Source organism: Exiguobacterium sp. s150 (assembly GCF_018618435.1).
Taxonomy (GTDB): domain Bacteria; phylum Bacillota; class Bacilli; order Exiguobacteriales; family Exiguobacteriaceae; genus Exiguobacterium; species Exiguobacterium alkaliphilum.
Genome location: NZ_JACSMC010000037.1, coordinates 1 through 26187, shown reverse-complemented (window position 1 = coordinate 26187; position 26187 = coordinate 1). Strand labels below are relative to the sequence as shown.

Annotated in this window: 22 protein-coding genes, 14 tRNA genes and 1 pseudogene; 7 read left to right on the top strand and 30 right to left on the bottom strand. The window is 51.4% G+C overall.

Annotation, left to right across the window (positions count from 1 at the left end):
* A pseudogene (locus KNP76_RS15900) lies at positions 1-265 on the top strand (transposase); the annotation flags it as partial.
* A gap of 374 nt (positions 266-639) precedes the next feature.
* On the opposite strand, the gene KNP76_RS13905 reads toward KNP76_RS15900, so the two are convergent.
* The 3 genes from KNP76_RS13905 to KNP76_RS13895 all read right to left on the bottom strand — a co-directional run bounded on the left by KNP76_RS13905 (position 640) and on the right by KNP76_RS13895 (position 3360).
* Positions 640-1749, bottom strand: coding sequence for an SLC13 family permease (locus tag KNP76_RS13905; protein ID WP_214844867.1), 1110 nt, complete (start codon positions 1747-1749; stop codon positions 640-642).
* Positions 1750-1861: 112 nt separating this feature from the next.
* A complete protein-coding gene (locus tag KNP76_RS13900; protein ID WP_024371783.1) occupies positions 1862-2233 on the bottom strand; it encodes a YlbF/YmcA family competence regulator in 372 nt (123 codons plus the stop codon).
* 35 nt (positions 2234-2268) lie between these two features.
* Entirely contained in the window at positions 2269-3360 is a 1092-nt protein-coding gene (locus tag KNP76_RS13895; protein ID WP_051622482.1) for a DUF445 domain-containing protein, read from the bottom strand.
* A 75-nt stretch (positions 3361-3435) separates the two neighbouring features.
* Here KNP76_RS13895 and KNP76_RS13890 point away from each other — a divergent pair, with 75 nt between their 5' ends.
* From KNP76_RS13890 to KNP76_RS13880, 3 genes are all read left to right on the top strand, one after another.
* Complete coding sequence (locus KNP76_RS13890) at positions 3436-4287, top strand: PucR family transcriptional regulator (RefSeq protein WP_214844866.1); 852 nt, start codon at positions 3436-3438, stop codon at positions 4285-4287.
* A 103-nt stretch (positions 4288-4390) separates the two neighbouring features.
* Positions 4391-5491 carry an ABC transporter ATP-binding protein gene (locus tag KNP76_RS13885; protein WP_034803815.1) on the top strand — a complete coding sequence of 367 codons (1101 nt, stop codon included), beginning with the start codon at positions 4391-4393 and terminating at the stop codon, positions 5489-5491.
* A 170-nt stretch (positions 5492-5661) separates the two neighbouring features.
* Positions 5662-6474: a DUF6671 family protein gene (locus tag KNP76_RS13880; protein WP_214844865.1), complete on the top strand. Its 813-nt coding sequence runs from the start codon at positions 5662-5664 to the stop codon at positions 6472-6474.
* 57 nt (positions 6475-6531) lie between these two features.
* On the opposite strand, the gene KNP76_RS13875 is transcribed toward KNP76_RS13880, so the two are convergent.
* The 3 genes from KNP76_RS13875 to KNP76_RS13865 all read right to left on the bottom strand — a co-directional run bounded on the left by KNP76_RS13875 (position 6532) and on the right by KNP76_RS13865 (position 9790).
* Positions 6532-7182, bottom strand: coding sequence for an amino acid ABC transporter permease (locus KNP76_RS13875; protein ID WP_034803809.1), 651 nt, complete (start codon positions 7180-7182; stop codon positions 6532-6534).
* On the bottom strand, positions 7179-7937 hold the full coding sequence (locus KNP76_RS13870; protein ID WP_214844864.1) for a transporter substrate-binding domain-containing protein: 759 nt from the start codon (positions 7935-7937) through the stop codon (positions 7179-7181). The genes KNP76_RS13875 and KNP76_RS13870 overlap by 4 nt, the downstream gene beginning before the upstream one ends.
* Before the next feature lie 125 nt (positions 7938-8062).
* Positions 8063-9790: a phospho-sugar mutase gene (locus KNP76_RS13865; RefSeq protein ID WP_214844863.1), complete on the bottom strand. Its 1728-nt coding sequence runs from the start codon at positions 9788-9790 to the stop codon at positions 8063-8065.
* Between the two features lie 110 nt (positions 9791-9900).
* Here KNP76_RS13865 and KNP76_RS13860 point away from each other — a divergent pair, with 110 nt between their 5' ends.
* Complete coding sequence (locus KNP76_RS13860; RefSeq protein WP_251137499.1) at positions 9901-10704, top strand: sulfurtransferase; 804 nt, start codon at positions 9901-9903, stop codon at positions 10702-10704.
* Between the two features lie 17 nt (positions 10705-10721).
* Here the strand turns inward: KNP76_RS13860 and KNP76_RS13855 are convergent, their stop codons facing one another.
* Genes KNP76_RS13855 through KNP76_RS13840 form a run of 4 tightly spaced genes read right to left on the bottom strand, consistent with a single transcriptional unit; the run spans position 10722 to position 16915 of the window.
* Positions 10722-13154 (bottom strand): glycogen/starch/alpha-glucan phosphorylase, encoded by a 2433-nt coding sequence (locus KNP76_RS13855; protein ID WP_214844861.1) that lies wholly within the window; start codon positions 13152-13154, stop codon positions 10722-10724.
* Between the two features lie 20 nt (positions 13155-13174).
* Positions 13175-14614 (bottom strand): glycogen synthase GlgA, encoded by a 1440-nt coding sequence (glgA, locus tag KNP76_RS13850; RefSeq protein WP_034803799.1) that lies wholly within the window; start codon positions 14612-14614, stop codon positions 13175-13177.
* Between the two features lie 11 nt (positions 14615-14625).
* Complete coding sequence (gene glgD, locus KNP76_RS13845; protein WP_051690313.1) at positions 14626-15726, bottom strand: glucose-1-phosphate adenylyltransferase subunit GlgD; 1101 nt, start codon at positions 15724-15726, stop codon at positions 14626-14628.
* Positions 15727-15760: 34 nt separating this feature from the next.
* On the bottom strand, positions 15761-16915 hold the full coding sequence (locus KNP76_RS13840; protein WP_214844860.1) for a glucose-1-phosphate adenylyltransferase: 1155 nt from the start codon (positions 16913-16915) through the stop codon (positions 15761-15763).
* A 152-nt stretch (positions 16916-17067) separates the two neighbouring features.
* Between KNP76_RS13840 and KNP76_RS13835 the strand changes: the two genes are divergently transcribed.
* Positions 17068-18855 carry a transglycosylase domain-containing protein gene (locus KNP76_RS13835; protein WP_251137498.1) on the top strand — a complete coding sequence of 596 codons (1788 nt, stop codon included), beginning with the start codon at positions 17068-17070 and terminating at the stop codon, positions 18853-18855.
* Positions 18856-18989: 134 nt separating this feature from the next.
* Here the strand turns inward: KNP76_RS13835 and KNP76_RS13830 are convergent, their stop codons facing one another.
* The 6 genes from KNP76_RS13830 to desA form a co-directional block, all read right to left on the bottom strand.
* Positions 18990-19547 carry a DUF5366 family protein gene (locus KNP76_RS13830; protein WP_034807257.1) on the bottom strand — a complete coding sequence of 186 codons (558 nt, stop codon included), beginning with the start codon at positions 19545-19547 and terminating at the stop codon, positions 18990-18992.
* 228 nt (positions 19548-19775) lie between these two features.
* A complete protein-coding gene (trmL, locus tag KNP76_RS13825) occupies positions 19776-20249 on the bottom strand; it encodes a tRNA (uridine(34)/cytosine(34)/5-carboxymethylaminomethyluridine(34)-2'-O)-methyltransferase TrmL (protein ID WP_034816579.1) in 474 nt (157 codons plus the stop codon).
* A gap of 12 nt (positions 20250-20261) precedes the next feature.
* Positions 20262-20702 carry a methylated-DNA--[protein]-cysteine S-methyltransferase gene (locus KNP76_RS13820; RefSeq protein WP_051690311.1) on the bottom strand — a complete coding sequence of 147 codons (441 nt, stop codon included), beginning with the start codon at positions 20700-20702 and terminating at the stop codon, positions 20262-20264.
* Positions 20683-21840, bottom strand: coding sequence for a tRNA epoxyqueuosine(34) reductase QueG (queG, locus tag KNP76_RS13815; protein WP_034816576.1), 1158 nt, complete (start codon positions 21838-21840; stop codon positions 20683-20685). The genes KNP76_RS13820 and queG overlap by 20 nt, the downstream gene beginning before the upstream one ends.
* Before the next feature lie 69 nt (positions 21841-21909).
* Positions 21910-21980 (bottom strand) — tRNA-Gly (locus KNP76_RS13810).
* A gap of 196 nt (positions 21981-22176) precedes the next feature.
* Complete coding sequence (desA, locus tag KNP76_RS13805; RefSeq protein ID WP_034816573.1) at positions 22177-23196, bottom strand: Delta(5) desaturase DesA; 1020 nt, start codon at positions 23194-23196, stop codon at positions 22177-22179.
* 240 nt (positions 23197-23436) lie between these two features.
* On the opposite strand from desA, the gene KNP76_RS13800 reads away from it, so the two are divergent.
* Positions 23437-24072, top strand: coding sequence for a DUF6241 domain-containing protein (locus KNP76_RS13800; RefSeq protein ID WP_051690310.1), 636 nt, complete (start codon positions 23437-23439; stop codon positions 24070-24072).
* 143 nt (positions 24073-24215) lie between these two features.
* Here KNP76_RS13800 and KNP76_RS13795 read toward each other — a convergent pair whose 3' ends face one another.
* The 14 genes from KNP76_RS13795 to KNP76_RS13730 all read right to left on the bottom strand — a co-directional run bounded on the left by KNP76_RS13795 (position 24216) and on the right by KNP76_RS13730 (position 26173).
* Positions 24216-24857: a DUF6241 domain-containing protein gene (locus KNP76_RS13795; protein WP_214844858.1), complete on the bottom strand. Its 642-nt coding sequence runs from the start codon at positions 24855-24857 to the stop codon at positions 24216-24218.
* Between the two features lie 189 nt (positions 24858-25046).
* A tRNA-Leu gene (locus KNP76_RS13790) sits at positions 25047-25127 on the bottom strand.
* A gap of 9 nt (positions 25128-25136) precedes the next feature.
* Positions 25137-25210 (bottom strand) — tRNA-Cys (locus KNP76_RS13785).
* A 6-nt stretch (positions 25211-25216) separates the two neighbouring features.
* A tRNA-Gly gene (locus KNP76_RS13780) sits at positions 25217-25291 on the bottom strand.
* Between the two features lie 5 nt (positions 25292-25296).
* A tRNA-Gln gene (locus KNP76_RS13775) sits at positions 25297-25371 on the bottom strand.
* Positions 25372-25377: 6 nt separating this feature from the next.
* Positions 25378-25453, bottom strand: a tRNA-His gene (locus KNP76_RS13770).
* A 13-nt stretch (positions 25454-25466) separates the two neighbouring features.
* Positions 25467-25537: transfer RNA gene (locus KNP76_RS13765), tRNA-Trp, on the bottom strand.
* A gap of 3 nt (positions 25538-25540) precedes the next feature.
* A tRNA-Tyr gene (locus KNP76_RS13760) sits at positions 25541-25624 on the bottom strand.
* 3 nt (positions 25625-25627) lie between these two features.
* Positions 25628-25703 (bottom strand) — tRNA-Phe (locus KNP76_RS13755).
* Between the two features lie 26 nt (positions 25704-25729).
* A tRNA-Asp gene (locus KNP76_RS13750) sits at positions 25730-25805 on the bottom strand.
* Positions 25806-25812: 7 nt separating this feature from the next.
* Positions 25813-25886 (bottom strand) — tRNA-Met (locus KNP76_RS13745).
* A 16-nt stretch (positions 25887-25902) separates the two neighbouring features.
* Positions 25903-25977 (bottom strand) — tRNA-Glu (locus tag KNP76_RS13740).
* Between the two features lie 17 nt (positions 25978-25994).
* Positions 25995-26085: transfer RNA gene (locus KNP76_RS13735), tRNA-Ser, on the bottom strand.
* A 13-nt stretch (positions 26086-26098) separates the two neighbouring features.
* Positions 26099-26173: transfer RNA gene (locus tag KNP76_RS13730), tRNA-Asn, on the bottom strand.
* Positions 26174-26187 lie beyond the last annotated feature (14 nt).

Genomic DNA, 26187 nt, shown 5'->3' with positions numbered 1-26187 from the left:
TGAACGAGGATCGGTCCGCGCACGGAAAAAAGCGCTAGAGCCCGCCGAGCCCAGCGAACCTAAAAAGAAGGTGAGCAAGGTGAGCCGGAATCGATTGACCGCATCCGGTCAATACCTATACCGTCTCCGGCCACAGACCGTGGAGCGCTCGTTCGCCGACGCGAAGGAGCTTCATGGGCTCCGCTTCACGTTCTACCGGGGCCGTGAGGCGGTCCAGCGCGCCAACCTGGTGGCAGCCACCGCACAAAACATGAAGAAGCTGGCCAACCTGTTTGCCTGGAGAGACCGTATACATACCATTTTTTCAATCTTGTGCCGGGCAGAGCGCCTCAAGCTCATCGAACCTAAAAAAAGACGAACCAATCCGCGAGAAGCGAATTGGTTCGTCAACAGCCTGAAACGCCTCGGGTATCCCGAGGCGTTTCGTTCATTCGCTATATTTTTGATCCCAGTCCTTCCGCCATTGCCAATAATCGTCCGGATGGAGGTCTTCCGACGTCTTGCCGTCTAGCGAGTACGAACTGCCTGTGAGCGGCTAACGAGACGACCGCCAATAACATTCCGATTCGTTTCAACATCGTCTATCCCCTCATCATTTAGCATTTTTTCACATATTCGGCGGATGGATTAACATGTCCTTTAAAACGGAAAGATGAGTAGAATCGTGAAAATCGCGATGATCGCTGTCACGACTTGCAACGGCAAGCCGACTTTGACGAAGTCAAAGAAGCGATAGCCCCCGATGCCGAACACCATCGCATTCGTCGGCGAACCGAACGGCGTCATGAATGCGAGCGAGGCCGCGATTGCGACCGCTACGACGAGCGGAACCGGACTGACGTCAAGCGCCGACGCGAGCGACAAAGCGAGCGGTGCAAACAGGACGGCCGTCGCGGTGTTCGAGATGATTTGACTGAGCATCATCGTCGCGATGAGTAAGAGCGACGACCATTGAATCGATTGATAGGCAACATCCATATGCCGGACCGCCCCCGTGAGCACCATCGCCAAGGCGGCCAACCAGACGGCGACGGTCGGGTCGATCCATTCGAAGACGAGCAATGCGACCATTGCGGCCATGATGATGCCGGCGGCGAGCTGATGCCGCTCCGATACGGCCCGGTTTGCCACGTCGGTCACCCGCTCATTCGCGAGCAGCAAGTGCGTCTCATCCCCGACTTTCTCCAAGTCACCCCATTCTCCTTGGGCGACGAGCATATCTCCCTGCTCGAGGCGAACGTCTTTCAGCTTCGTCATCGCCATCTCCTCGTTCGGACGAATCACGCGCAAGACGTTCAAGCCGTATCGATTGCGGAGACGGCTCTCTTTCAAACAGCGCCCGATGAGCGGACTGTCGGCCGGTATCGTGAAGACGACGACCCCCGCCTCTTTCCCGTAGACGTCTCTCGGTGAGACGTGCTCATAACGCAACCCTTCTTGACGCGCGATGCGATGGACGTCTTCTTCTGCCCCACTGACGAGGAGACGTCCCTCATGGAGCACCGTGTCCGCTCTCGCGGCGTGAAGGCGATGGGCCAACCCTTTTCTCCGTTCTCCGAGCACTGTCAGCCCGTGGCGGGACCATAACGTCTCGCGTAGCTCACGACCGATGAGCGGATGCCCTTTTTGGACATGGAACGCATATACGCTCAGCGGCGGCATCATCGGATGCGACGCGACCGATTCCGGTACGTCACCAACATCCAACAATCGATTTCCAATCACGTAATCACGGCGTCCACCCTCCATGTGAAAGTTTCTACAAGGATAGTATACCACCAGTTATGGAAGCGTTATCATATCGGATTTGACAAGTTGTTCAACAAAAAAACGGATGGCATGAGCCATCCGCCATCCATCCTTATTGGACTTCGTTTTCGTTCACCATCGGAGCGTAAAGCTCTTCGAGTGGCTTCATGATGATTTTCGTCACTTCTGTGACGAGCTGGTGCATGCGCTGCTCTTCTTGCATGAGCTCCATGATCAACTCGTTCTGTTGAACGTTCATCATTTTCGTTTGGGCGTCCATCATCTCTTGTTCTGAGATCTCTTCCCCTTGCATCTGCTTCTGTTGAAGCGTCATTTGGATTTCACGGAAGTCAGCGAACAACTGGTTCGCTTCTGCATCCGCATTGACACGGTCGTATAGTGAAGAGAGGTTTGTGAACTCTTCAGAATCGCGAAGTGCTTTCTCCAATTGGTAAGCATGATCGTACAAGTTTGTTTGTGACATGTGACGTCCTCCTAAAAGCTATTAGGGCGTGCCAATCAAATGATGGCAATCAACCCTTGAATCAACCCAATCATACCACCTAATAGCGCCCCAAGCCATGTTATTGCCCGGAACTCCCGTTTTGAGATCGACAAGACGATCTCCTCTAAATACGAGGTGTCGAGCGAGCGGACCTGCTCTTGAACGATTTGGTCAATCTTCAAACGGTCCATAATCGTCTCCATCTGATCGGTGAAGCGCATGATGACGAGCGTCACCCCTTTCGGCACGAGCTCTTCGACGACGCGCGCCTCGACGTCACGTGTATACGAATAGACGGTCCGGTCGAGTAGACTTCCGACCGGCAGGCGTGTGACGACTTCGGTGACGACACCATCGATGAGGCGCTTCTCAAGCGGCTCATCGAGGAACGTCGCGACCGGACGCTCGCTGAACCGTTCGAACTCGCGCGTGATCATCGTCGCCATCCCGGCCCGCGTCGAGCTGCCCCGTAAGATATTGATAATTTCCGGACGAATCATCTCGACGAAGTTCACGTTTTGGATAAAGCCAGCGATAAAGCCGAGGCGGCGTTGGACGAATGAGTCGACCATATGGCGCAGCTGGGCCTCCCCTTCCACTGAATAAAAATACTCTTCCGACTTGATGAGCATCGTGTCGACGATCTCAGGGATGATAGCGCGGACGCGGTCCATCCCTTCCTCGCCGAGAAGCTCATACAGTTTCCGGGTTTTGACGTCTTGGAGCACATGCGTCAATTCGTCCCGGAGTCTCGCGTCCGCCGCCGTCAAAATCCGTTCCTCTGCATCCGGATAGAGCGGTTCGATGAGGGAGCGGACCGTCTTCTCCGACCGCAACATCTTCTCGACCTCGGTTTGGACGAAATGGGTAATGTGACTGCTGATTTGTTCGTCGAGAAGACGCTTGCGCATCCCTTCCGGCGTCAGCAGGTGCTTGACGACGGTCTTCCCGAGGCTTGACGCCAGTTCGTCGCGTCGCTTTGGAATGAGTCCTGGCGTGAACGGGACGCGCATCTTGCCGATATACTTCGGCTCGTGCGGACGAAACAACATTTTGATGGCGAAGAAGTTCGTCACTCCCCCGATGGTCGCCCCGATGGCGATCATGATGATTATTTTCAGTAGACTATCCAAACTGTCTGCCTCCGATCTGAAATATGATACATTGTTGAAGAGGTGATTGTGTTGACTACGTTTGAACGTATTAAATCGATTTTCCCGTCCGTTGTCCATCGGTCGGAGGACGCATCCGGTGACTATGTCTGGTACAAAGCCCATGATGGGACGGTGTTCGGTCTTCCGAAAACGGAACTGACCGAACGCGAGCGACGGCTCGTCTCGCTTTGGGCGACTCCGTTCGTCACGACGCTCGATTCGGTCCAAGCGTTGTGGCATGGCCGACTGTTCGACGACGCGTTCCGCATCGAGCGGCTGTTCCGGCTCTCGTCGCTTGCCCTGCATTACCAGGAGCCGGAAGCGCTCGAGACGTTCGTCGACGTGCTCCGTGACTTCATGCCTTCTGCCGTCATCATCGTCATGACCGCGCGACACATCGAAGTGCTCGAGACGGAAACGCTCGTCGACATGGCCGAGTTCGAAGACGTCTTGCGCGCCGTCGCCGGTGACTTTTATGTCGAAGCGAGCGTCGTTTATAGCGAGCGCCCGCTCGGTGCGCTCGCCCCGCTTTATGCGGAACATCAAGTGTTGCTCCCGCTCGCGAAACGCTCTATTAAAGCTTACCCTGCTAGTCAATTATTATACCATTATTTGTTACAAGACCATGAGTCTTTTGCCGCTCGTCTCCGCCTGACCGAGACAACGCATCAAGCCCTCGATGCGACGGCACGGGAGCTGCTCGAGGCGCTGTTCGCCCATACGCTGAACGTCTCCCATACCGCCAAGGCGCTCTTCATGCATCGGAACACGCTCAACTATCGGCTCGACCGGCTCTATGAAGCGACCGGTTATGACGCGCGCCAGTTCCACGATGCGAGTCTGCTCCAACTGATTGTCACGTTGCACAAATCTGAGTAAATGTTTTTGTGCAACGTGTCCATATTCAATGCAAGCGGTTTCATCGTATAATCGTTCTTGTAAGCGCTATTATACAAGAGCACATTCTCAGGAGGCTAACGACATGGCAGAAATTCAATTGAATCACATTGATAAAATATACGACGGTGGGGACTCGAAGGCAGTCAGCGACTTTAACTTGCACATTAAAGACCGCGAGTTCATCGTCTTCGTCGGACCGTCTGGTTGCGGGAAGTCGACGACACTCCGTATGATCGCAGGTCTCGAAGAAATCTCGAGCGGTGACTTCATCATCGACGGCAAGCGTATGAACGACGTCGCACCGAAAGACCGCGACATCGCGATGGTCTTCCAAAACTACGCCCTCTACCCGCACATGAGCGTGTATGACAACATGGCGTTCGGTTTGAAGCTTCGCAAATTCCCGAAAGATGAAATCGATCGCCGCGTCCAAGACGCAGCCCGCATCCTCGGACTTGAAGAGTACCTCGAGCGTAAACCGAAAGCACTCTCAGGTGGTCAGCGCCAACGTGTCGCCATCGGCCGTGCCATCGTCCGTGACGCAAAAGTATTCTTGATGGATGAGCCGCTCTCAAACTTAGATGCCAAGCTTCGCGTACAGATGCGTAAAGAGATCATCCAGCTCCACAACCGTCTCGACACGACGACGATTTACGTTACCCATGACCAAACGGAAGCGATGACACTCGCGACTCGTATCGTCATCATGAAAGACGGGATCATCCAACAAGTCGGTTCGCCGAAAGAAGTGTACGACAACCCGGACAACATCTTCGTTGCCGGCTTCATCGGATCACCTTCGATGAACTTCTTCCGCGGTACACTCGCAGACGGCAAGTTCGTCGTGAGCGGCGAAGAGATCAACGTGCCTGAAGGGAAGATGAAAGGTCTTCGCGACCGTGGGTACATCGGGAAAGAACTCATCCTCGGAATTCGTCCAGAATCGATCCATGATGAGCCGATCTACATCGATTCGCCGACGACACACACGTTCCAAACACACATCGATGTCGCTGAGCTCATGGGCGCCGAGTCGTACTTGTACGCCGAACTCGGTGGCCACCAGTTCACGGCTCGCATCGACGGACGTTCGAACATCCATATGGGCGATGACGTCACACTCGCGCTCGATATGACAAAAGCACACTTCTTCGATTCTGAAACAGAGCAAGTCATCCGTTAAAACTAATCTAAAAAAGATGTGAACCGCTAATGTGGTTTCACTTCTTTTTTATTTCATACTGTTGAAAATATATTTACTTTGACTGAATCGCTCCTTTATATTTTTCAAAAGGAATCTGTATGTGAATAGAAAGGAAACGTGTGATGAGTTTTTTAAAAGATCGAGATGTTATGTTAGTCACAATGCACCAAAAAGAAATAGTTATAAAGCCCCTTCTTGAAGAACAGCTAGGATGCCGCTTACATGTAAATCAATTTGATACCGACCAGTTCGGAACATTTACTAGAGAGATAGGTCGGCAAGACTCACAACTCGAAACAGCACGAAAAAAAGCAAATATGGTCATAGAGCTGTCAAACCTACATGTTGGAATAGCCAGTGAAGGTACATTCGGATTTCATCCTCTTGCCCCTATTCCATGGAACACTGAATTGGTGTTACTAAAAGATTATGAACGAAATATTGAATTACAAGGTTATTACGAAGGAATCGATACAAATTTTAATCATACCGTCGTTCAAAACTATTCTTCCGCGCTTCAGTTCGTGAATGAAGTTGGGTTTCCAGACCATCACGTAATCCTCCGACCAGATGATGAACACTCTTCCGTTATATTAAAAAATATTGCGGATGAATCATCGCTGCAGGAAGCTTTTACGTATTGCTTAAACAAATCGACGAATCGACAAGTTTTTATAGAGACGGACATGCGGGCATACGCCAATCCAACCCGCATGAAAAATATTGAGATGGCGACGAGAAAACTAATTGAACAAGCAAATTCATTATGCCCAAAATGTGAAACACCGGGTTTCCGTGTCGCACGAAAAGTACCTGGGCGATTATGCGAGCAGTGTCATTCTCCTACTAAACAAATTGTGCGACACATCCACGCCTGCTCTACTTGTCACTATCAACTAACAGAATATCTTGATCCTGACGTATACGCCTCCCCGGCATACTGTGATTTTTGCAATCCATAATACAAAAAAGCAGTCATACCTCTCAACCGTAAGATGAGAAGTGACTGCTTTTTGTGCTTAACGAACCGCATAGCGACGTTCGAGACGATGCTGGCCCGCTTGAATGAGCGTCGACAAAATCCAATAAATCGTTGCCGAGAACAACAGGAGCGGCATGACGAGATACGTCGTCGCGGCGATTTGGTCCGAGACGTATGTCAATTCTTGAACCGCGATGACCGAACCGAGCGACGTCGATTTGATGATATCGATCACCGAGTTCGAGACAGGTGGAATCGCACGCGACAAGGCTTGTGGGAAGATGATGTCTTTGAATCGTTTCCCACGCGGAATCCCGAGGGCGACACTCGCCTCGACTTGCCCTTTGTCGACCGAATGGATGGCCGCGCGGAACGCTTCCGAGATATACGCCGCGAAGTGGAGACCGAGTCCATAGATGAGCGCCTGCATGCCGCTCAACTGGACGAAGCCCGTCAACCCGACGTAAAGAATGAGCAATTGTAACAAGAGCGGGGTCCCGCGGAAGAACGAGATGTACAACCGCGTGAACCACCGGACAGGTTTGATGGGACTACTATGAAGCAACGCAATGATCAGACCGAGTACCAATGCAAGCACAATCGATAGCACACTGGCGATCAACGTCAATTGCACGGCTTCAAGATAGACCGAACGGTTATCGATGACGGTCGTGATCAGTTCATTCATTGACTGATGTCCTCACCGAAGTACTTCTCTCCGATTTCCTCCATCGTGCCGTCTTCTTTCATTTCAGCGAGCGCTTCGTTCAAGCCTTCGAGCACGTCTGAGTCTTGACGGGCCATGAAGCCGGCTTGACTCTGGTTGAAGACGTCACCGACTGCTTTCACGTCGTAGCCCGTCTTCTCAAGCTCTGTCAAGATGAAGAGACGGTCGTTCAAGGCTGCGTCGAGGCGACCGACTTGAAGGTCTTGGAGCACTTGGTTCGCACCTTTGTAGAACTTCACTTCGGCGCCAGCTTCTTCAGCCATCTGTGCGTACACAGATCCTTGCGTCGAGCCGACGACTTTGCCGTCGAGGTCGTCGATGCCTTGGATGTCTTCGTTGTCTGATCCGACGATGACTTGGGCGCCTGAGATCGCATACGGGTCAGAGAACGCGTACTTCTCTTGACGCTCTGGCGTGATGCTCATTTGGTTGGCAATCAAGTCGATGCGTTCCGCGTCGAGTGCCGGGACGAGCCCTTTAAAGTCCATCGCTTCGAATTCGAGCGTATAACCGGCCCGCTCTGCCGCTTCGTTCAACACGTCGATGTCGTACCCTGTGAGTTCACCTTTGTCTTTGTACGTGAACGGTGGGTATGTCGCTTCTGTCCCGACCGTGATGACCGTCTCTTCCGAACCGCTGTTCGTCTCTGAGCCGCAAGCTGCGAGCACTCCGAATGATGCGCCGAATGCGAGTACAGCCGTTAATGATTTCTTCATATAAATTCCGCCTTCCTGATAATCCATATACGATTACATGGTTTTAAACAATATACTCATCATACTGACGGGGGCATACGTTGTCAAACAAAAACCACCACCCTCGTCAGGGCAGTGGTCAAACATCAATCGATGGCTTTCGCTTGCTTCATCACATCGCGTTCAATCGCTTCACGTTTCGCCGTCGTCTTCTCGGCACTGTCCGCGTGAACGCTGAAATAGAACTTGATTTTTGGCTCGGTCCCCGATGGACGGAGGCAGAACCATGAGCCGTCCTCAAAGATGAATTTGAGCACGTTCGAAGACGGCAAGTCGATCGCCTCCGACTCGTTTTGGCGAAGGTCGGTCGCGACTTGTTTCTTATAGTCTTCGAAACGGACGACTTCGTAACCACCGACTTCTTGCGGCGGGTTCGCTCGGAACGCTTCCATCATCCGGCCGATTTGCTCAAGTCCAGCTTTCCCTTTGAGCGTCATCGACTGGAGCGACTCCTCATAGAAGCCATACTTCTCATAGACGGCTTGGAGCGCGTCGTAAAGGGTGCGTCCGTGCTGTTTATGGAAGGCTGCCATCTCCGCTCCAAGAAGACACGCCTGAACGGCATCTTTATCGCGACAGAAATCACCGATCAAATAACCGTAGCTCTCTTCGTAACCGAACAAGAACTCGTATTCTCCTGACTCCTCGTACTGCTTGATTTTCTCCCCGATAAATTTGAAGCCGGTGAGCGTGTTCTCAAGATGGACACCGTACGCCTTCGCGATGGCCGCCCCGAGTTCAGACGTGACGATCGTCTTGGCGACAAACCCATTCGTCGGAAGCGTACCGGTCTCCACTTTTTGTGACAAAATGTAGTCCATGAGGAGCGCACCCGTCTGGTTGCCCGTTAAGACGAACCAGTCGCCATTCCGATCACGGACCGTGAAGCCGACGCGGTCGGCATCCGGGTCCGTCGCCATCAAAAGGTCAGCCCCGACGCGGTCGCCGTATTGCATGGCGAGCTCGAACGCGGCCCGTTCTTCCGGGTTCGGGTAACTGACCGTCGGGAACGCACCGTCTGGCTCGGCTTGTTCTTCAACGATTGTCACGTGCTCGAAGCCATACGCCTTGAGCCCTTCCATGACGGGGCGACGGCCGGTGCCGTGGAGTGGTGAAAAGACGATTTTGAGCGGATCTCCTTGGACGTCGTGATGGATGCGAATCGACTGTAACGCCTCCATGTAGGCCGCGTCGACGGATGAATCGACCGTCACGAGCGTGCCGTCTGAACGAAGGCCCGCCTCTTCTTTCACTTCAATCAACAGTTCGTCTTCAATCGCATTGACGTATGAGACGAGTTCGTCGGCTTCTGCCGGCGGCAACTGTCCGCCGTCCGCACCGTATACTTTGAAACCATTATACTCTGGAGGATTGTGGCTCGCCGTAATGACGATCCCACCAAAGGCGTTCAAGTGACGCACCGCAAACGATAGCTCTGGCGTCGCTCGGAGGCTCGGGAACAAGTACGTCTTAATCCCGTTCGAAGCGAGCGTGCGCGCCGCCTCGAGCGCGAACTCTGGCGAGAAGTGACGCGAGTCGTGCGCGATGACGACACCGTGCCGTTTGGCTTCATCGCCAGAAGCGGCGATGAAGTCGGCGAACCCTTTTGAAGCTTTCCGAATCGTATAGATGTTCATCCGATTGGCCCCAGGCCCGATTTCGCCACGCATTCCGCCCGTCCCGAATTCGAGCGTCTTATAGAAGGCGTCTTCGAGTGACGTATCATCTTTCGCCATCTCCTCGAGTTCGACCCGAAGATGCGGCTCGAGCGCCTCGTGTTGTTTCCACCGTTCATACGTTTGTTGCCATGCCATGGTTAGTTCCCCTTTCGACATTTAAAATTCAATCGAAGTACTCGCCAATTTGTTCCATCTTGTATAGGATGGAAGTAACGAAACTTCGAGGTGATTCTATGTTCCCAACTATGCGTGCCCAAGAATTGAAACACATCGTCCATACGGACTCGATTCGCTTTATTGATTGCCGCTATTCCTTGAACGACGCTTCCTACGGGAAGTACGTGTATCGCCAAGGTCATCTCCCGAACGCGGTCTTTCTCGATTTGATGGAAGACTTGTCCGGTCCCGTCGAAGAGCACGGCGGCCGTCACCCGCTCCCGTCAAAAGAAGCGTGGACGGCGACACTCCGTCGCATCGGGATTCAACAAGATGACCTCGTCGTCATCTACGACGACGGCTTCCCTTACGCCGCGCGCGCGTGGTGGCTCTTCAAATGGGCCGGCCATGAACGTGTCGTCGTGCTAGAAGGCGGGATTCAAGCCGGCATCACATATTGCGGCGAAACGACGACCGATGTGCCGAACTATCCGGCCTCGGGGTACGAACCCCGTTTCCAAGACGAGATGATTGCCACGCTAGACGAGGTAAAGTCGGCTTCTTCCGGTTACTTGTTCGACTCGCGAACGGTCGACCGTTACGACGGGAGCCATGAACCGATTGACAAGAAGGCGGGCCATATCCCGAACGCCGTCCTCTGCTCGTACGCCGATGCGGTCACGGACCTCGGGACACTACAGGACTTTCACGACTTGAAAGAGCTATATGCCGACGTGCTCGACGTCCCGAACCCCATCTTTTATTGCGGGAGCGGCGTCACCGCCTGTGTCAACATCTTAGCGTTACACGCCCTCGGCAAAGATGATGTCCGTCTTTACCCCGGCTCTTATTCTGACTGGATCTCTTATCCAGAAAACGAGGTCCACCCATAACGGGTGGATCTCGTTTTTTATTTCACGCTCGTCGGTTTGATGTTCCAAACCGCGTTCGCGTATTCCGTGATGGTCCGGTCGCTCGAGAAGATTCCCGATTTGGCCGTATTGACGATTGAACTCTCGGCCCAACGCGCCTGATCGGCGAACACTTCCCCGGCCCGACGCTGTGCCTGCATATAGGAGGCGAAGTCTTTCAAGACGAGGAAATCGTCGTTGTAGACGAGCAGCGAATCAAAGATCGCCTGGAATTGATACTCACCGACCTTATCGAACGTTCCGTTGACGAGACCGTCGACGACATCACGTATTTCTTGGTTCGCATGATAGATGTCCGCCGCATGATAACCGCCGAACTTCTTGTAGTTCATGACTTCTTGCGGCGTCAAGCCGAAGATGAAGATATGGTCATCTCCGACCGCATCTCGAATCTCGATGTTCGCCCCATCGAGCGTCCCGATCGTGAGCGCACCGTTCATCATGAACTTCATGTTGCCGGTCCCTGACGCTTCGTAGCTCGCCGTCGAGATTTGCTCGCTCACATCAGAGCCTGGGAAGATTCGTTCTGCCATGGAGACGCGATAGTTCTCAAGGAAGACGATCTTAATGAACTGGCTCGCCCGTTTATCGTGATTGATCATCGTCGCGAGAGCGTTGATGTAACGGATGACTTCTTTCGCATAGTAGTATCCAGGTGCCGCTTTCGCACCGAAGATGAACGTCCGCGGTACCATCGTGAACGTCGGGTCCGCTTTGATCTTTTGATAGAGGGCATGAATGTGGAGCGCGTTCATAAGCTGACGCTTATAGGCGTGCAGCCGCTTCACTTGGACGTCGAAAATCGAGTTCGGGTCTACCGTGATGCCCGTCTCGTCTTGAATATATGACGCCAAGTCGAGCTTGTTCTGTTGCTTCACGTCCATGACCTGCTCTTGGAAGCTCGCGTCTTTCGAGTAGCCCATCAACTTCTCTAGGTCGTTCGGATGTTCAATCCAAGACGGACCGATCGCGTCCGTAATCAAGTTCGAGAGGCGCGGGTTGGACTTGAGTAACCAACGACGGTGCGTGATCCCGTTCGTCTTGTTGTTGAAGCGAAGCGGGAACATCTCGTACAAATGACGCATCTCGCGTTGCTTCAATATATCGGTATGGATTTGGGCGACACCGTTCGTCGAGTGTGAACCGACGACAGCCAAGTTCGCCATGTTGATATGCGCGTTCGAGACGATGGCGATTTCCCCCATGTGCGGCTCGAGATGCGGATAGTTGACGAGCACGTCGCGACAGAAGCGACGATTGATTTCTTCGATGATTTGATAAATACGCGGCAACAACCGCTCATACATCTCGACCGGCCACTTCTCAAGCGCCTCGGCGAGGAGCGTATGGTTCGTGAACGACATGACACTTTTCGTCACACGCCACGCCTCGTCCCATCCGTAGCCATGCTCATCCATCAAGATGCGCATCAGTTCGGGAATGGCGACGACCGGGTGCGTGTCGTTAATGTGGACGGCGTAATGGTCACCTAGATGTTTAAGCGATTTGTTATGACGGAGATATGAGGCAATCATCGATTGGATGCCCGCCGACACGAAGAAGTATTGTTGTTTCAGGCGCAGCACTTTTCCTTCGTACGTCGTGTCATCCGGATAAAGGAATTCAGAAATCGTCGCAATCGACTGCTTATGTTTGAGCAAGTCTTTGTATGACCCTTTCGTCCGTTCCATATACTCCTCATCGTCGTAAGGCGATTCGGCGTTCCATAGACGGAGTGTGTTGACGACATCATTTTTGTAACCGATGACCGGCATATCGTACGGGACGGCCCGGACGACTTCGTCCGGATGATGGACGACACGCAGACGGTCGCCGATTTGGCGCATCTCAATCCAGCCACCGAAGTTGACGTCGACTGCACGGTCGGTGCGGCGCGTCTCCCACATGTTGCCGTCGCGAAGCCAGTTATCCGGGAGCTCGACTTGATAGCCGTCGACAATCTTTTGCTTGAAGAGGCCATAGCGATAACGAATCCCGTTCCCGTGACCCGGCAGACTGAGCGCAGCGAGGGAGTCGAGGAAGCAGGCGGCCAATCGACCGAGTCCCCCGTTCCCTAGTCCCGGCTCCGGCTCGAACTCGGTGATTTCAAAGAAATCGAATCCAAGCTCCTCGAGACCTTCCTGAACGACTTCGAGCACGTCCATGCTGAGCAAGTTGTTGTAAAGGAAACGACCTAACAAAAACTCGAGCGAGAAATAAATGACTTGCTTGCTCTGTTTCTCTTCTTGCTTGTCGCGCGTGTTAATCCATTTCGGGATTGCTTGCTCACGCACCATCGTAGCCAACGTCTGATACACTTCCTGCTCGGTCCCTTCCTTGAACGATTTCCCGTTTAAGGCGACGAATCGGTCTTTAAACGAAGTGACGAAGCTCTGTTTGTCTGTGAACATATGTGTAAAACTCCTTCCAGTCATGCGAATAAGTGATAGAGCTCACGGTATTGCTTCGCGGATTGTTTCCAGCTGAAGTCCGCCGTCATCGTTTGATGGACAAGGGCATTCCACGTGTTGCGGTCATAGAAGACACGAATCGATTTTTCAATCGTGGCGAGCATTTCATGAGCGTTGTAGTTCAAGAACCCAAAACCGGTCCCTTCCTGCGTATATTCGTTGAATGGCTTCACTGTGTCACGAAGTCCGCCCGTCTCACGAACGATCGGGAGCGTCCCGTAACGCATCGAAATCAACTGGCTGAGGCCGCACGGCTCAAAGCGTGACGGCATAAGGAATGCGTCCGATCCGGCATAAATCAAATGGGCGAGCTCGATATCGAACCCGATATAAGAGCCGATTTTACCCGGATGGCGCGCCGTCATCTCATGAACGATCGCCTCATACTCAGGTTGACCTGAGCCGAGGAAGACAAATTGACAATCGAGGTTACCGAGCTCATCGCTCACCCCATTAATCAAATCGAGACCCTTTTGTTCGACGAGGCGGCTGACAAATCCGATGAGCATGACGTCATCCCTTACTTCTAACCCGAACCGCTCTTGAAGGGCACGTTTGTTGACGGCCTTCCCTTCTTTCACCGTGTCCAAGTCGTACGTCTTCGCGATGCGTTTGTCCGTGCTCGGGTCGTTCGTCGCCAAGTCGAGACCGTTTAAAATCCCACGGACGTCGACGGCGCGATGCCGGAGGGCCGCGTCGAGCCCTTCCCCGTAGTATGGCTCCATGATTTCATCACGATAAGACGGGCTGACCGTCGTGATTTGATCGGAATGAACGATTCCCGCCTTCATGTAATTGACGAGCCCGTTATGCTGAATCCCTTCGGCCGTGAAGTGTTCATGCCCGAATTGAAGTAATTCGCCGAGCACGTCTTCAGGGAAGATGCCTTGGTACTGAAGGTTATGGATCGTAAACACGGTGCGAATCTTTTGATACGCTTCGATATGTTGATAATGAATCCGTAAAAACGCCGGCACGACACCGGTCTGCCAGTCGTGGCAGTGGAGCACGTCCGGGACGAGCGTCTCGTCTAACTTCCCGATCATCTCGAGGGCGGCACGTGAGAAGAACGCGAATCGTTCCGCGTCGTCATAGTGTCCGTAGAGCACACCTTCGCGATTGAAATAGTATTCGTTATCGATGAAGTAGTACGTGATGCCATCGTGTTCGAGTTTGAGCACCGCGGCGAACTGCTTGCGCCAGCCGACCGGAACAATCAAATCGAATAAGTATTCCATCTTCTCGACGTATTCCTCAGCAATCGTGCCATACTTCGGCATGACGACACTGACTTCCTCACCAAGGCCAGACACCGCTTGAGGGAGCGAGCCGATGACATCGGCAAGCCCCCCCGTTTTCATGAACGGTGCCGCTTCTGAAGCGACATACCATATTTTCATAATATCCTCCTTCACACCGTTGTCCGTTTTCCGATGACGATCGGTTCATCGACCGTCCCTCGAATGACCTGTCCGCGTTTCACGACCACTTCTTTATCTAAAATGGCGTTCTCGACGACAGCGCCTTCTTCGATGATGGACTTGGATAAAATGATTGAATTTTTGACGCGGGCATGTTCGCTGATGACGACGCCGCGGAACAAGATACTGTTTTGCACTTCGCCGCTGATTTTACAGCCGTTGGCGACGAGCGCTTCATTCACTTTCGACCCTTTCAAATAACGCGTCGGCGGTTCGTGCTTGATCTTCGTATAAATGTGCGGGAAATCATAGATGATTCCCTCATGACGAAGCAAACGCATACTTTCATTATAGTACGAAAGAACCGAATGGATGACCTGCATTTTACCCGTATAGTGATACCCGTGAACGTGTAAGCGATGGAGCTGCGGGCGAATCACGCCGTCGAGTAAATCATACTCGCCACGTGACGTCGCCTCATCGACGAGTCGAAGGAACAAGTTCTTCGACATGATGATCGTCTCCGTGTATGCGTACTCGTCGTCCGGGCTAAAGCCCCGCTCCGAGATGCCGACGACACGGTCGTTCTCACCGAGACGAATCGGGCGGCAGTACCCACACTTTTGCTCGTGCCCGGTATAGGCGAGCGTAATGTCCGCGCCCATCGATTTATGGTGCTTGAGCATGTCTTGGAAGTCGATTGTCGTCAAGACGTTTGAGCCTGTGATAACGACGTACGGCTGTTTACTGCGTACGAAGTGTTCGCGGTGCATCGAGAAGTTTGCCAAGTCGCCCAAATAAGCTTCCCCGTCCGGCTTTAACGCCGGTGGGAAGATGTGAAGGCCGCCTTGCGAACGGTCAAGGTCCCACTCTTTCCCTGAACCGACATGGTCCATGAGCGAGCGATACTTGTCGAGCGTGAAAATCCCGACTTGATTGATGCCTTGCGTAATCATATTCGTCAATGTGAAGTCAATGAGTCGATAACGTCCAGAGAACGGGACGGACGCCAAATTGCGATGTCCCGTAAACTCTGGAAATAATCCTTCTTCGGTCCCTAAGTTGATGACCCCTAACAAATCATTCGTCAACAATAACGCCTCCTTGCGTCGGTCTTTTTTAAGTTCAAACACGTTGTTTGAATACTGCTCCGCTCTCGATGTTTTCGTGAGGTTCAATGACAACAATCTCACCACCCGGCTCGCCGATTGTCGCTCCGTCTTCGATGACGGCACAGCTTGCGACGATGGCTCGATGAATCGTGACATCTTTTCCGATGCGAGCCCCCGGCATGATGACAGAGTCTTTGACGAGTGACCCCTCGCCGACACGCACGTCATAGAATAAGACGGAGTGTTGGACTTCCCCTTCGATTTGACAGCCTTCGTTAATGACTGACTGTTCGACGCAGGCGTCTTTCCCGATGTATTGCGGCGTCTGGTTCGGGTTGACTGAATACACCTTCCAGTTCGGGTCGTATAAGTCGAACGGCGGATTTTCCTCTAACAAGTCCATGTTCGCTTCCCAGAGCGACTGAATCGTACCGACGTCTTTCCAGTAACCTTTGAACTTGTAGGCGAAGACGTCAAGTCCGTCGAGTAGCGTATTCGGAATGATGTTCTTCCCGAAGTCAAAGCTTGACGTCTCATCTTCCGCGTCTTGAATCAAGTGCTCCCGAAGCACTTTCCAGTTAAAGATGTAAATCCCCATCGAAGCCAAGTTGCTCTTCGGTTTTTCAGGCTTCTCCTCAAATTCTTTAATGCGGAGGTCGTCGGTCGTGTTCAAAATCCCGAAACGAGGGGCTTCGTCCCACGGCACTTCCATGACCGAGATGGTGACGTCCGCTCCTTTTTCTTTATGGAAATCGAGCATCTTCTCGTAATCCATTTTATAAATATGGTCACCCGACAAAATCAAGACGTACTCTGGGTCGTAATCGTCGATATAGCTCAAGTTTCGATAAATCGCGTTCGCTGTACCTTCGTACCAGTTTTTCCCCGATTGTGCCTGGTATGGCGGCAAGATGGCCAAGCCGCCGTTGCGGCGGTCCAAATCCCATGCCGACCCGATGCCAAGGTAGCGGTTCAGTTCAAGCGGTTCATATTGTGTCAACACACCGACTGTCGTAATTCCCGAATTCGTACAGTTCGATAATGGGAAATCGATGATTCGGTACTTCCCTCCAAAGTGGACAGCCGGTTTCGCCGTCTTACGTGTAAGGGGCCCGAGTCGCTTCCCTTCCCCTCCCGCGAGGAGCATCGCAACCATTTCTTGCTTCATAGTACAGCCTCCTAAATTCATAATATAAACCTCTTTTACCCTTTTTCGCTGTTTCCTAATGTATTCCTGCCCAAATTATTATATGATAACGTTTACATTTTGAAATTTGTTGAAAGATTGACGATATAATGAATGAAGAGAGGGGTGAGCGAATGCGGGCATGGGTAGGAACACTCTTTTTTGCCGGACTGATCGCTGTCGGATTTACAGTGAGCAGTGCGTTGAAAGAGGAAATCGAACAAACGAAGACGATTGTCGCATGGGGCGAGGAGACCGTCGAAACGGCGCCGTTGTCGACGAAGCACGCCGTCACCCTCGCCTATAAAGGCGGGGCTGAGACGCTCTATTTGAGCGGGCGCCGCGATGACGTCTCTCTCGACGGGCTACCCGACCACATTCGTGACGCCATCATGATTATCGAAGACCGCAAGTTCAACGCCCATCCAGGTTACGACTTGAGCGGGATCGCCCGGGCGTTTATCAATAACGCCAATGAGACATCGGTCCAAGGCGGGAGCACGATTACACAGCAGCTGGCGCGAAACGTTTACTTGACACATGAGCGGACATACGAACGAAAAGTGAAGGAATTGATGATCGCGCGGGCGCTTGAAAAAAATTATAGTAAGAAAGAAATTATTACGTCATATAGTAACGTTATCTTCTTCGGGCATAACGTATACGGCATCCAATCCGCGGCCGACACGTACTTCTCGCGGCCGCTCGAGGACTTGAACTGGAACCAAATCGCCTATTTGCTGACGGTGCCGAACAATCCATCCTTGTACGACCCGCTCAACCCGTCCGCGGCGTTTTACGAACGAAAAGACCGCATCTTGACGCAACTAAAAGAAGCCGGGCTCGTCTCAAAACAAGCCTATGACGCGGCACATGGCGTGAAACTGAAAGCCAGCTATAAACGCCACGAGATTCGATATCCCGACTACATGGATGCCGTCATGAAAGACGCGATTCGGCTCGTGCGAACCCGGTACGACCTAGACGAAGAGGCAGCGCGCGACTACTTGGCAAGCAATCAGGCGACGGTCGAGACGTACTTGTCCGTCGCACGCCAGACGGCTGCGAAACGGGAGTTAAGTGAATTGCCTACCGGACTGAACGGCGGCTATGCCGAACTGACGCCGAACGGACGAATCGTCGCCCTCGTCGACTCGGAAATGAAGCAAAGTGGGGAGTTCAACCGTTCGACGCAAGCGTTCCGACAACCAGGGTCGGCCATCAAACCGATTCTCGTCTTTGCCCCGTTCATCGAGGAGACGAATGCGACACTCGATACGATGCTCGACGGCCGTCCCGTCTGTTACGGGACGTATTGCCCGACCAATAGCGGCAATCGCGTCCTGAGCGACGTCACGTTCCGTGATACGGTCGCCTATTCGTTCAACACGCCGGCACTCGCCGCGTTCAATCAAGTCGACCAAGAGGCGGCCTACGCCACGGCCAATCTCATGTTCAGCCAATGGGATCCTGATAAAGATAACAGTATGGCGAGCGCGCTCGGAGGGTTGACACAAGGCGTGTCCCCGAAAGAACTGGCGGCTGCGTATACGCCGTTTTTGAACAACGGGGTCTACGTCTCCGGCCAAACGATTAAAGAGATTCGGTTCGCCTCGGGCGCCCCGACGATCAGCCCGAGCATGACGAAACAAGCCATCTGGTCAGAAGAGACAGCTGCGACGATGCGACAAGCGTTGTCGGCTGTCACGACGTACGGGACGGGTCGCTATGCCGGGCAAATCAAGCGTCCGTATGTCGGTGGTAAGACCGGAACGACGAACGCCCACAAAGATATGTGGTACGTCGGATTGACAGATGAGACGATCACCGCGATTTGGCTCGGGGCGGATACCCCACGTCCGTTCCCAGAACTCGCCAACCGTGCCTATCCGGCCATCGTCTGGACAGAAGCGCATCGATAAAGAGGCTGGGACATAACTAGCCAGTTCTAAAGCATTTCAATCAAAAGGAGAAGAGGCCACCTGGCGCGAACGAGTCGCGCCAGGTGGCCTCTTTCTTATAAATCTACTGAGTTATGTCCCAGCCTCTTCGTCATTTATAAAATAATATCTCCGACTGAGTTAAATAGGCGAAGCAGCGCCCACGCCAGCCCGCTTAATAGAAGGGCCCACATCATCGCTTGAATGAGCAACAGTCCGATTGCCCGAAACGTCGACATCAATTGGCTCACTTGCCAAATGTAATAGAATAAATACAAAACGAACGTGCCGAGCAAAACGGCGATTGCAGCGAGCAAGGAATTGAGGAATAAGAAGCTGACCCCTGAACCGACGAGGAAAATCGTCGCGCCAGGCTTCAGTCGATGTAGCGAGCTCCCATTCGTCTCACGGGCGAAAAAGGCGAAGCCGAGCTGGTTGAACGTGTCGGCGACAAGTTTGAACGCGCTAAAGAGCATAAAGTAAATCGTAAAAAAGACGACGAGGACGAGCACTTTCGTCTCTTGGACGGACAACAGGGCGATGACTTCGCTATAGACACCGATGCGCGTCAGCCACTCGATGACGTATTCACTCGTCGCGATGGCGAGCGACATCGAGAACAAGATGATGCCAATCAGCGGGGCATAGCTCAATAAGTACACATTCGTTTTCATAGGGAGGCTCCAATTTCACATTTATTTCTCATATTCAGTGCAAATCTAATATCAAGTATATTATAATATTTGTAGTCATGGAGAACAAAAGGGGGATTTTCGGATGGGCTTATTATTGATGATGGCAGTCAGCGTCGTCTTCCTCGCCGCGATTTTTACAGCAGGATATAACAGAAAACCAGAAGGTAACCAATAAGAGCCGAGATTCTCACGAATCCGGCTCTTTTTTTATTTGAGTCCAGCGTAGCCTTGTTGACGGAGCGCCTCATAGACGATGATCGCCGCCGTGTTCGAGACGTTGAGCGAACGGACGAGGTTCGACTGTGGGAGACGGATGCAGCGGTCAAGATTATTTTCAATCACTTCCATCGGCAACCCTTTCGTCTCACGACCGAAGACGAAGAAGTAATCTTTGTCGACGACCGAGACGTCGAGGTCGCTCGGATACTTTTCTCCGTACTTCGTGATATAGAAAAACTCACCGTCCGGATGCTTTGCCCACAGTTCATCGAGCGAGTCATGATAACGGACGTCGACGAACTGCCAATAGTCGAGCCCGGCCCGCTTCAACATCTTATCGTCCGTCGAGAAGCCGAGCGGGCGAATCAAATGCAATACAGCGTTTGTTGCGGCACACGTCCGGGAGACGTTCCCAGTGTTCGCTGGAATTTCAGGTTGAAACATGACGACATGGATAGCCATACGATTTTTACCTCACTTTTGTTGTTCGATTTCAAGTAAACGTTGTTTTTCCGAAAGCCCGCCGGCAAACCCGGTCAACTTCCCACTGCTGCCGATGACGCGGTGACAAGGGAAAAGAATCGGCAACGGGTTCCGGTTCAACGCCTGTCCGACGGCACGAACCGCTTTCGGCCGACCGATCTGTTCGGCGATGTCTTTATAAGAGCGCGTCTCACCAGACGGAATCGTCAAGAGCGCGTCCCAGACGTCACGTTGAAATGACGTTCCTGCCATCTCAATCCATCGGCGGTCCTCGTCTTGTAATCCGTCGCGTTCGACCCGCTCCATCAACTTGACAAGCCATTCCGGTGCCTCTTCTTCAGAGGCAGACGTTGCAAAGTCGAGGGCGACCAATTTCCCGGCCTCATTCAACTCGTACGACAGCCATCCCCATTTAGACGACACGGTCTTCACGGCCCCACTCCTCTCGGAAAATGCGAATCTCTTCTAGCACCATCTCAGACTGCTCGGTTTGTTCAATCTCTTCGTAAATCGTTTCCGCCTCCTCGCCAAGAATCGCACCAATCGCCCAGACGGCCGTCGCCCGCATGTCTTCTCGGGCGTCTTCTTGAATGAACGTTCGCAGGACAGGGATCGCTGACGGCTCACGATAATGTGCGAGCGCGAGGATGGCGTTTCGTTGAATCGGTTTCTTGCCGCGCCATGCGCCGGACAAATGGCCAAACTTCGTCTTGAACTCACGGTTACTTAGTGTAAGGAGCGGCTCGAGAAGTGGTTTGACGATTTCCGCTTCCGGCAACAGTTCTTCGTGGTGCCGCCAATCTTTCTTCCGGTTATACGGGCAAACTTGCTGACATGTGTCGCAGCCGTATAATCTTCCACCGAGCTTTGAGCGAAATTCACGCGGCATGAGCGTCTTCATCTGCGTCAAATAAGCGATACATCGCTTCGCATCGAGCACGCCCGGCTCGACAAGTGCCGACGTCGGACAAGCCGTCATGCACTTATCACAATCGCCGCAACCGTCCTCGATTGCCTCGTCTGGAGGCAAATACGTATCGAGAATCATCTCACCTAAATAGAGGTATGAGCCTTTTTCCGGGGAAATGATGGAGCAGTTCTTCCCGCTGAAACCGATACCGGCTCGTTCCGCCACGGCCCGGTCGACGAGTTCCCCCGTATCGACCATCGACCGGGTCCTTACCCCGGGGACAATCGATTCGATATAGGCTTGCAGTTTCTCAAGACGCGATCCGACCGCCCGGTGATAATCGAGCCCCCAAGACGCCCTAGCGAACAGTCCCCGGCGAGACCCGGAGACACTGCGCGGCGCCTCTTTTAATTTACTCGGGTAGGCGATTGCAATCGCAATGATCGACTGTGCGTCTTCAAGCAACAGCTCCGGTTTCGTGCGCTTGTCCAAATCCGGCTCTTCAAAGCCGGAAGCGAAACCTTTCTCTTGTTGTTTGACGAGCCGTTCTTTCATGACGATGAACGGGTCAGCCGTCGTCACTTTCAACTCATCGATGCCAATCGTCTCAGCGTATGCGACTATTTTTTGTTTAATCGTTTCCGGACTTAATCCGTTCATCCAATCACCTCTTTCGAATCCATTTTCGCATACAAAAAATCTCTCCGCCACTCGGCAGAGAGATGATGAAGCGGGTGAAGAGAATCGAACTCTCGTCATCAGCTTGGAAGGCTGAGGTTTTACCATTAAACTACACCCGCATGGTTATCATATGTGTGCCGCATCAGCGACTACAATCAATATACACCTATACTTTTAAGAAGTCAACACTTTTAAATGAAATTGTTATAACAACTTGTTATGAACAGTATATACCCTGATTGCTTTCTTATAAATCATATTTTGATATATTTTTACGAATCAAAAAAAGTCTGCCGGATTATGCCGGCAGACTTTTCAAAGCGAAGATGTTTTCGGTTCGCGCAACAGGTGTTTAATGTCACGGAACGTGACGAACGATTTATTCTTCGCATCATACAGCTTGTAGCGAAGCGACTTCAAACTCGAGAACAATCCGATCGTCGTCGCTCGTTGCAACGGTGGTGTCGATGTATGCGCTTGTTCCAAGTTATAGTTCGGCACACGGGGGCTCAAGTGATGGACGTGGTGGAAGCCGATGTTCCCCGTTACCCACTGCAGCACTCTCGGCAACTCGTAGTACGAACTTCCCTCAATCGCCGCCTTGACGTAATCCCACTCACTCTCGTCTTCGAAATATGAGTCTTCGAACGTGTGTTGGACGTAGAACAGCCAAATGCCGAGAAGTCCGGCTGTGAACATCGTGATTCCTTGGACAATGAGAAACGCCTGCCACCCGACCAGGGCGATCATGCCGGCGTATAAGACAACGAGGGATGCGTTAATGACGTGTGTATTGATGCGTTCTTTTTTCCGAGCGTCTTTCCGGTTGAAGCGGCTCGTGATGAGAATCAAATATAACGGTCCAAGTCCGAACATAACGAGCGGATTGCGATATAGACGGTATTGAAGACGCGTCCATTTCGAAGCTTCGACGTATTCCTCAATCGTCATGACCCAAATGTCCCCGACGCCCCGCTTATCCAAATTTCCACTTGAGGCGTGATGAATCGAATGTTCCCGTTTCCACTTCTCATAAGGGAATAACGTCAACACACCCATGATCGTGCCAACGATGTTATTGGCTTTTCTATTTTTAAAGAACGACCCGTGCGTGCAATCATGAAAAATGATAAACATACGGACGACGAAACCAGCTGCGACGATCGCGAGCGGAATCGTCAAGAACACAGAGATGTCGAGCGCCTGATACGCGAGAAACCATGCTGCCAAAAACGGTAAGATTGTATTGATCATTTGCCGGACACTCTTCTTCACGTCCGCCTTCTCGAACGGCGAGACGTGCTTTCGGAGCTGGGCAATCTTTTCTTTACTCATATTCGTTCATTCCTCCTACACTACATAAACCACACTACGACGACAGTAAGATGAATCATCGTCCGATTTGAAAATCGTATAACGAGTCATTTATTAACACCAGGTAATTATACCACATATTATTTTTATTGTTTGATTATTTCAAATTTAATTATTTCAATTAAATCCCTTTTATAGAATTAAAAACATAATAAGTATGATAGAATCCAACGTGTAGCAAATGAAATGAGGTGGGGTACTTTGAGAAAACGAATATTTACACGACAGCGTGTCACCTTTCTATCGATTGCTTTCATCATCTTACTTCCGATTCTAGTCGTCGGGTATACCTTCTATACAAATATGAGCCAAGGTATGCAGAACGAGGCATTAGAGGACAAATACGCAGATCGTGTCAGAGAGTTGCAGATTGAGGTATCTAAAGGAGATCCGTTCAATCGGCGTGGAAACGCGACCGATCGGACCCGTGTCGAGCTCCTTGCACGTTACGATCCTGACAATTTGAGTCGGACGACATTAGTAAAGAACATGCATTTGATGACTCATCAGAAAATCTCGGCCCGCTCGAAATGGGGCGCGATTCCGATGTCGGAAGAAAACATCACGGCTTCGGCTGAGTACCTTACCTTGCTAGAGAGAAACAATCAAATTGGTCCGAACGTGTATAAGGAATTGCGGGCCATGCTCGATAATTGGGCGCGTGACGACTTCAGTCAGGCTGATGTCGAGCAAGACCAGTTGCTGCGTTTGCTAAATGCCAATCGTGGTTTCTCCAACGGTTTAGCTACACCTCTCGAGGAAGAGTTGTATATTTTGAATAACTTTGGGTCTGACTATTTGGATACGTTGACATCAACTTTAGATGAGACTGAATGAACTTTATAAATTCAAAATAGCCACGAATGACTTCATCTACTCAGTCATCCGTGGCTATTTGAATCATTTATTTTTTCTTCAATGCTTCTCCATCAATACAGTTCTTAAAAGTACACCCTTAGAAATAGAACATTGTAGTAAGATTAATTTTCTGCTTTTTCCATCGGTTTTAAATTGATGGTGTATACATATTTTTCTCCAAAATTATTCAAAATGAATAGCTCTTCTTCTTCCGGTGTAGCCAAGCCATTAGAGTAACCGATTTTTGCACCCATTCCATCCAGCATATAATCCTGATCTTTATCAATGTTGCTAAAGTCAGCTTGTTCCCATTGTTCGATGATTTTCCCGAGCTTGGTGTAGTCGTTTAAATTTAATTTGTTCTTTTTCCGAGCAAGTTCTAAATACGCTCGAACCTCACGAATATTCTCGTGAGACATTAGGATTGCACCGTATTTTTTATCAGCGGAAATTTTCTGGTGAGTCATTTCGTGCATGACTCGAACTAGGTTAGACTTGTTGAGTTTCTCTAAATCATCAAACACTAATCCGGTTTCAAGTTTTGGGTTGATTTTATGAACCGCATTTGGACGACCTGATGGGTTCGCCTCAAGGAACCGCTTAAGTTCTTTAGCTCGATCAAGTTCATCTCCTTCAAGCTCTTCATCGATGGAATATGACGAACTTGAAGAAAATCCGTAAAAAAAATAAACAACTGAAGAAATTAATATCGTTACGGTGACTATCGTGAAGAGTAAAATGAACCACCTTTTTTTCTTTATCATAACTGTACCTCCCCACATAAATCATTCCCGTAAATTGTAACATACATAGGAATTATGTTACTCCTAATAAAAGTTATAATTTTGAAATTATTTCTCCTTTAACCAATCAAGATTGCAATATTTTCATTCTCTAATATAAAGTAATCGTATAAATAAAAAAAGACCCTAGCCTCAGCTAGGATCTACGGATACCGGTGGTCGGAGTCGAACCGACACTCCAGAGGAACACGATTTTGAGTCGTGCGCGTCTACCAATTCCGCCACACCGGCATATTATGTTGGAGGCGCCAGTCGGAATCGAACCGACGATAGAGGAGTTGCAGTCCTCTGCCTTACCACTTGGCTATGGCGCCAAAGAATGGAGCGGAAGACGGGATTCGAACCCGCGACCCCGACCTTGGCAAGGTCGTATTCTACCACTGAACTACTTCCGCATAGTTGGCTGGGCTGGAAGGGATCGAACCTTCGCATGTCGGAATCAAAATCCGATGCCTTACCACTTGGCTACAGCCCAATAAAATGGGGCGACTGAAGGGAATTGAACCCTCGAATGCCGGAATCACAATCCGGTGCGTTAACCACTTCGCCACAATCGCCATAATATTAAAGCAGGGGCAGCAGGAATCGAACCCGCGCTGACGGTTTTGGAGACCGTAGTTCTACCGCTAAACTATGCCCCTAAGTGGTGGGGGGGGGCGGATTCGAACCGCCGAACCCGAGGGAGCGGATTTACAGTCCGCCGCGTTTAGCCACTTCGCTACCCCCCCACATGGTGGCTTTGGACGGAATCGAACCGCCGACACAAGGATTTTCAGTCCTTTGCTCTACCAACTGAGCTACAAAGCCATGTATGTAAGTCTTTAAATTAAAAATGGCGGTCCTGACGGGGGTCGAACCCGCGATCTCCTGCGTGACAGGCAGGCATGTTAACCACTACACCACAGGACCACACTAATTGCGGGGGCTGGATTTGAACCAACGACCTTCGGGTTATGAGCCCGACGAGCTACCAGACTGCTCCACCCCGCGACGATATAAAAATAAATGGTGACCCGTACGGGATTCGAACCCGTGTTACCGCCGTGAAAGGGCGGTGTCTTAACCGCTTGACCAACGGGCCTTGTTGTATTGAAAAACTGGCGGAGAGCAAGGGATTCGAACCCTTGAGACGGTTTTGCCGCCTACACGAATTCCAATCGTGCTCCTTCGGCCACTCGGACAGCTCTCCAAAAAGAGAAAAGTGGCTCCGCAAGTAGGATTTGAACCTACGACCTACCGGTTAACAGCCGGTTGCTCTACCACTGAGCTATTGCGGAACGATCTTGCCTGG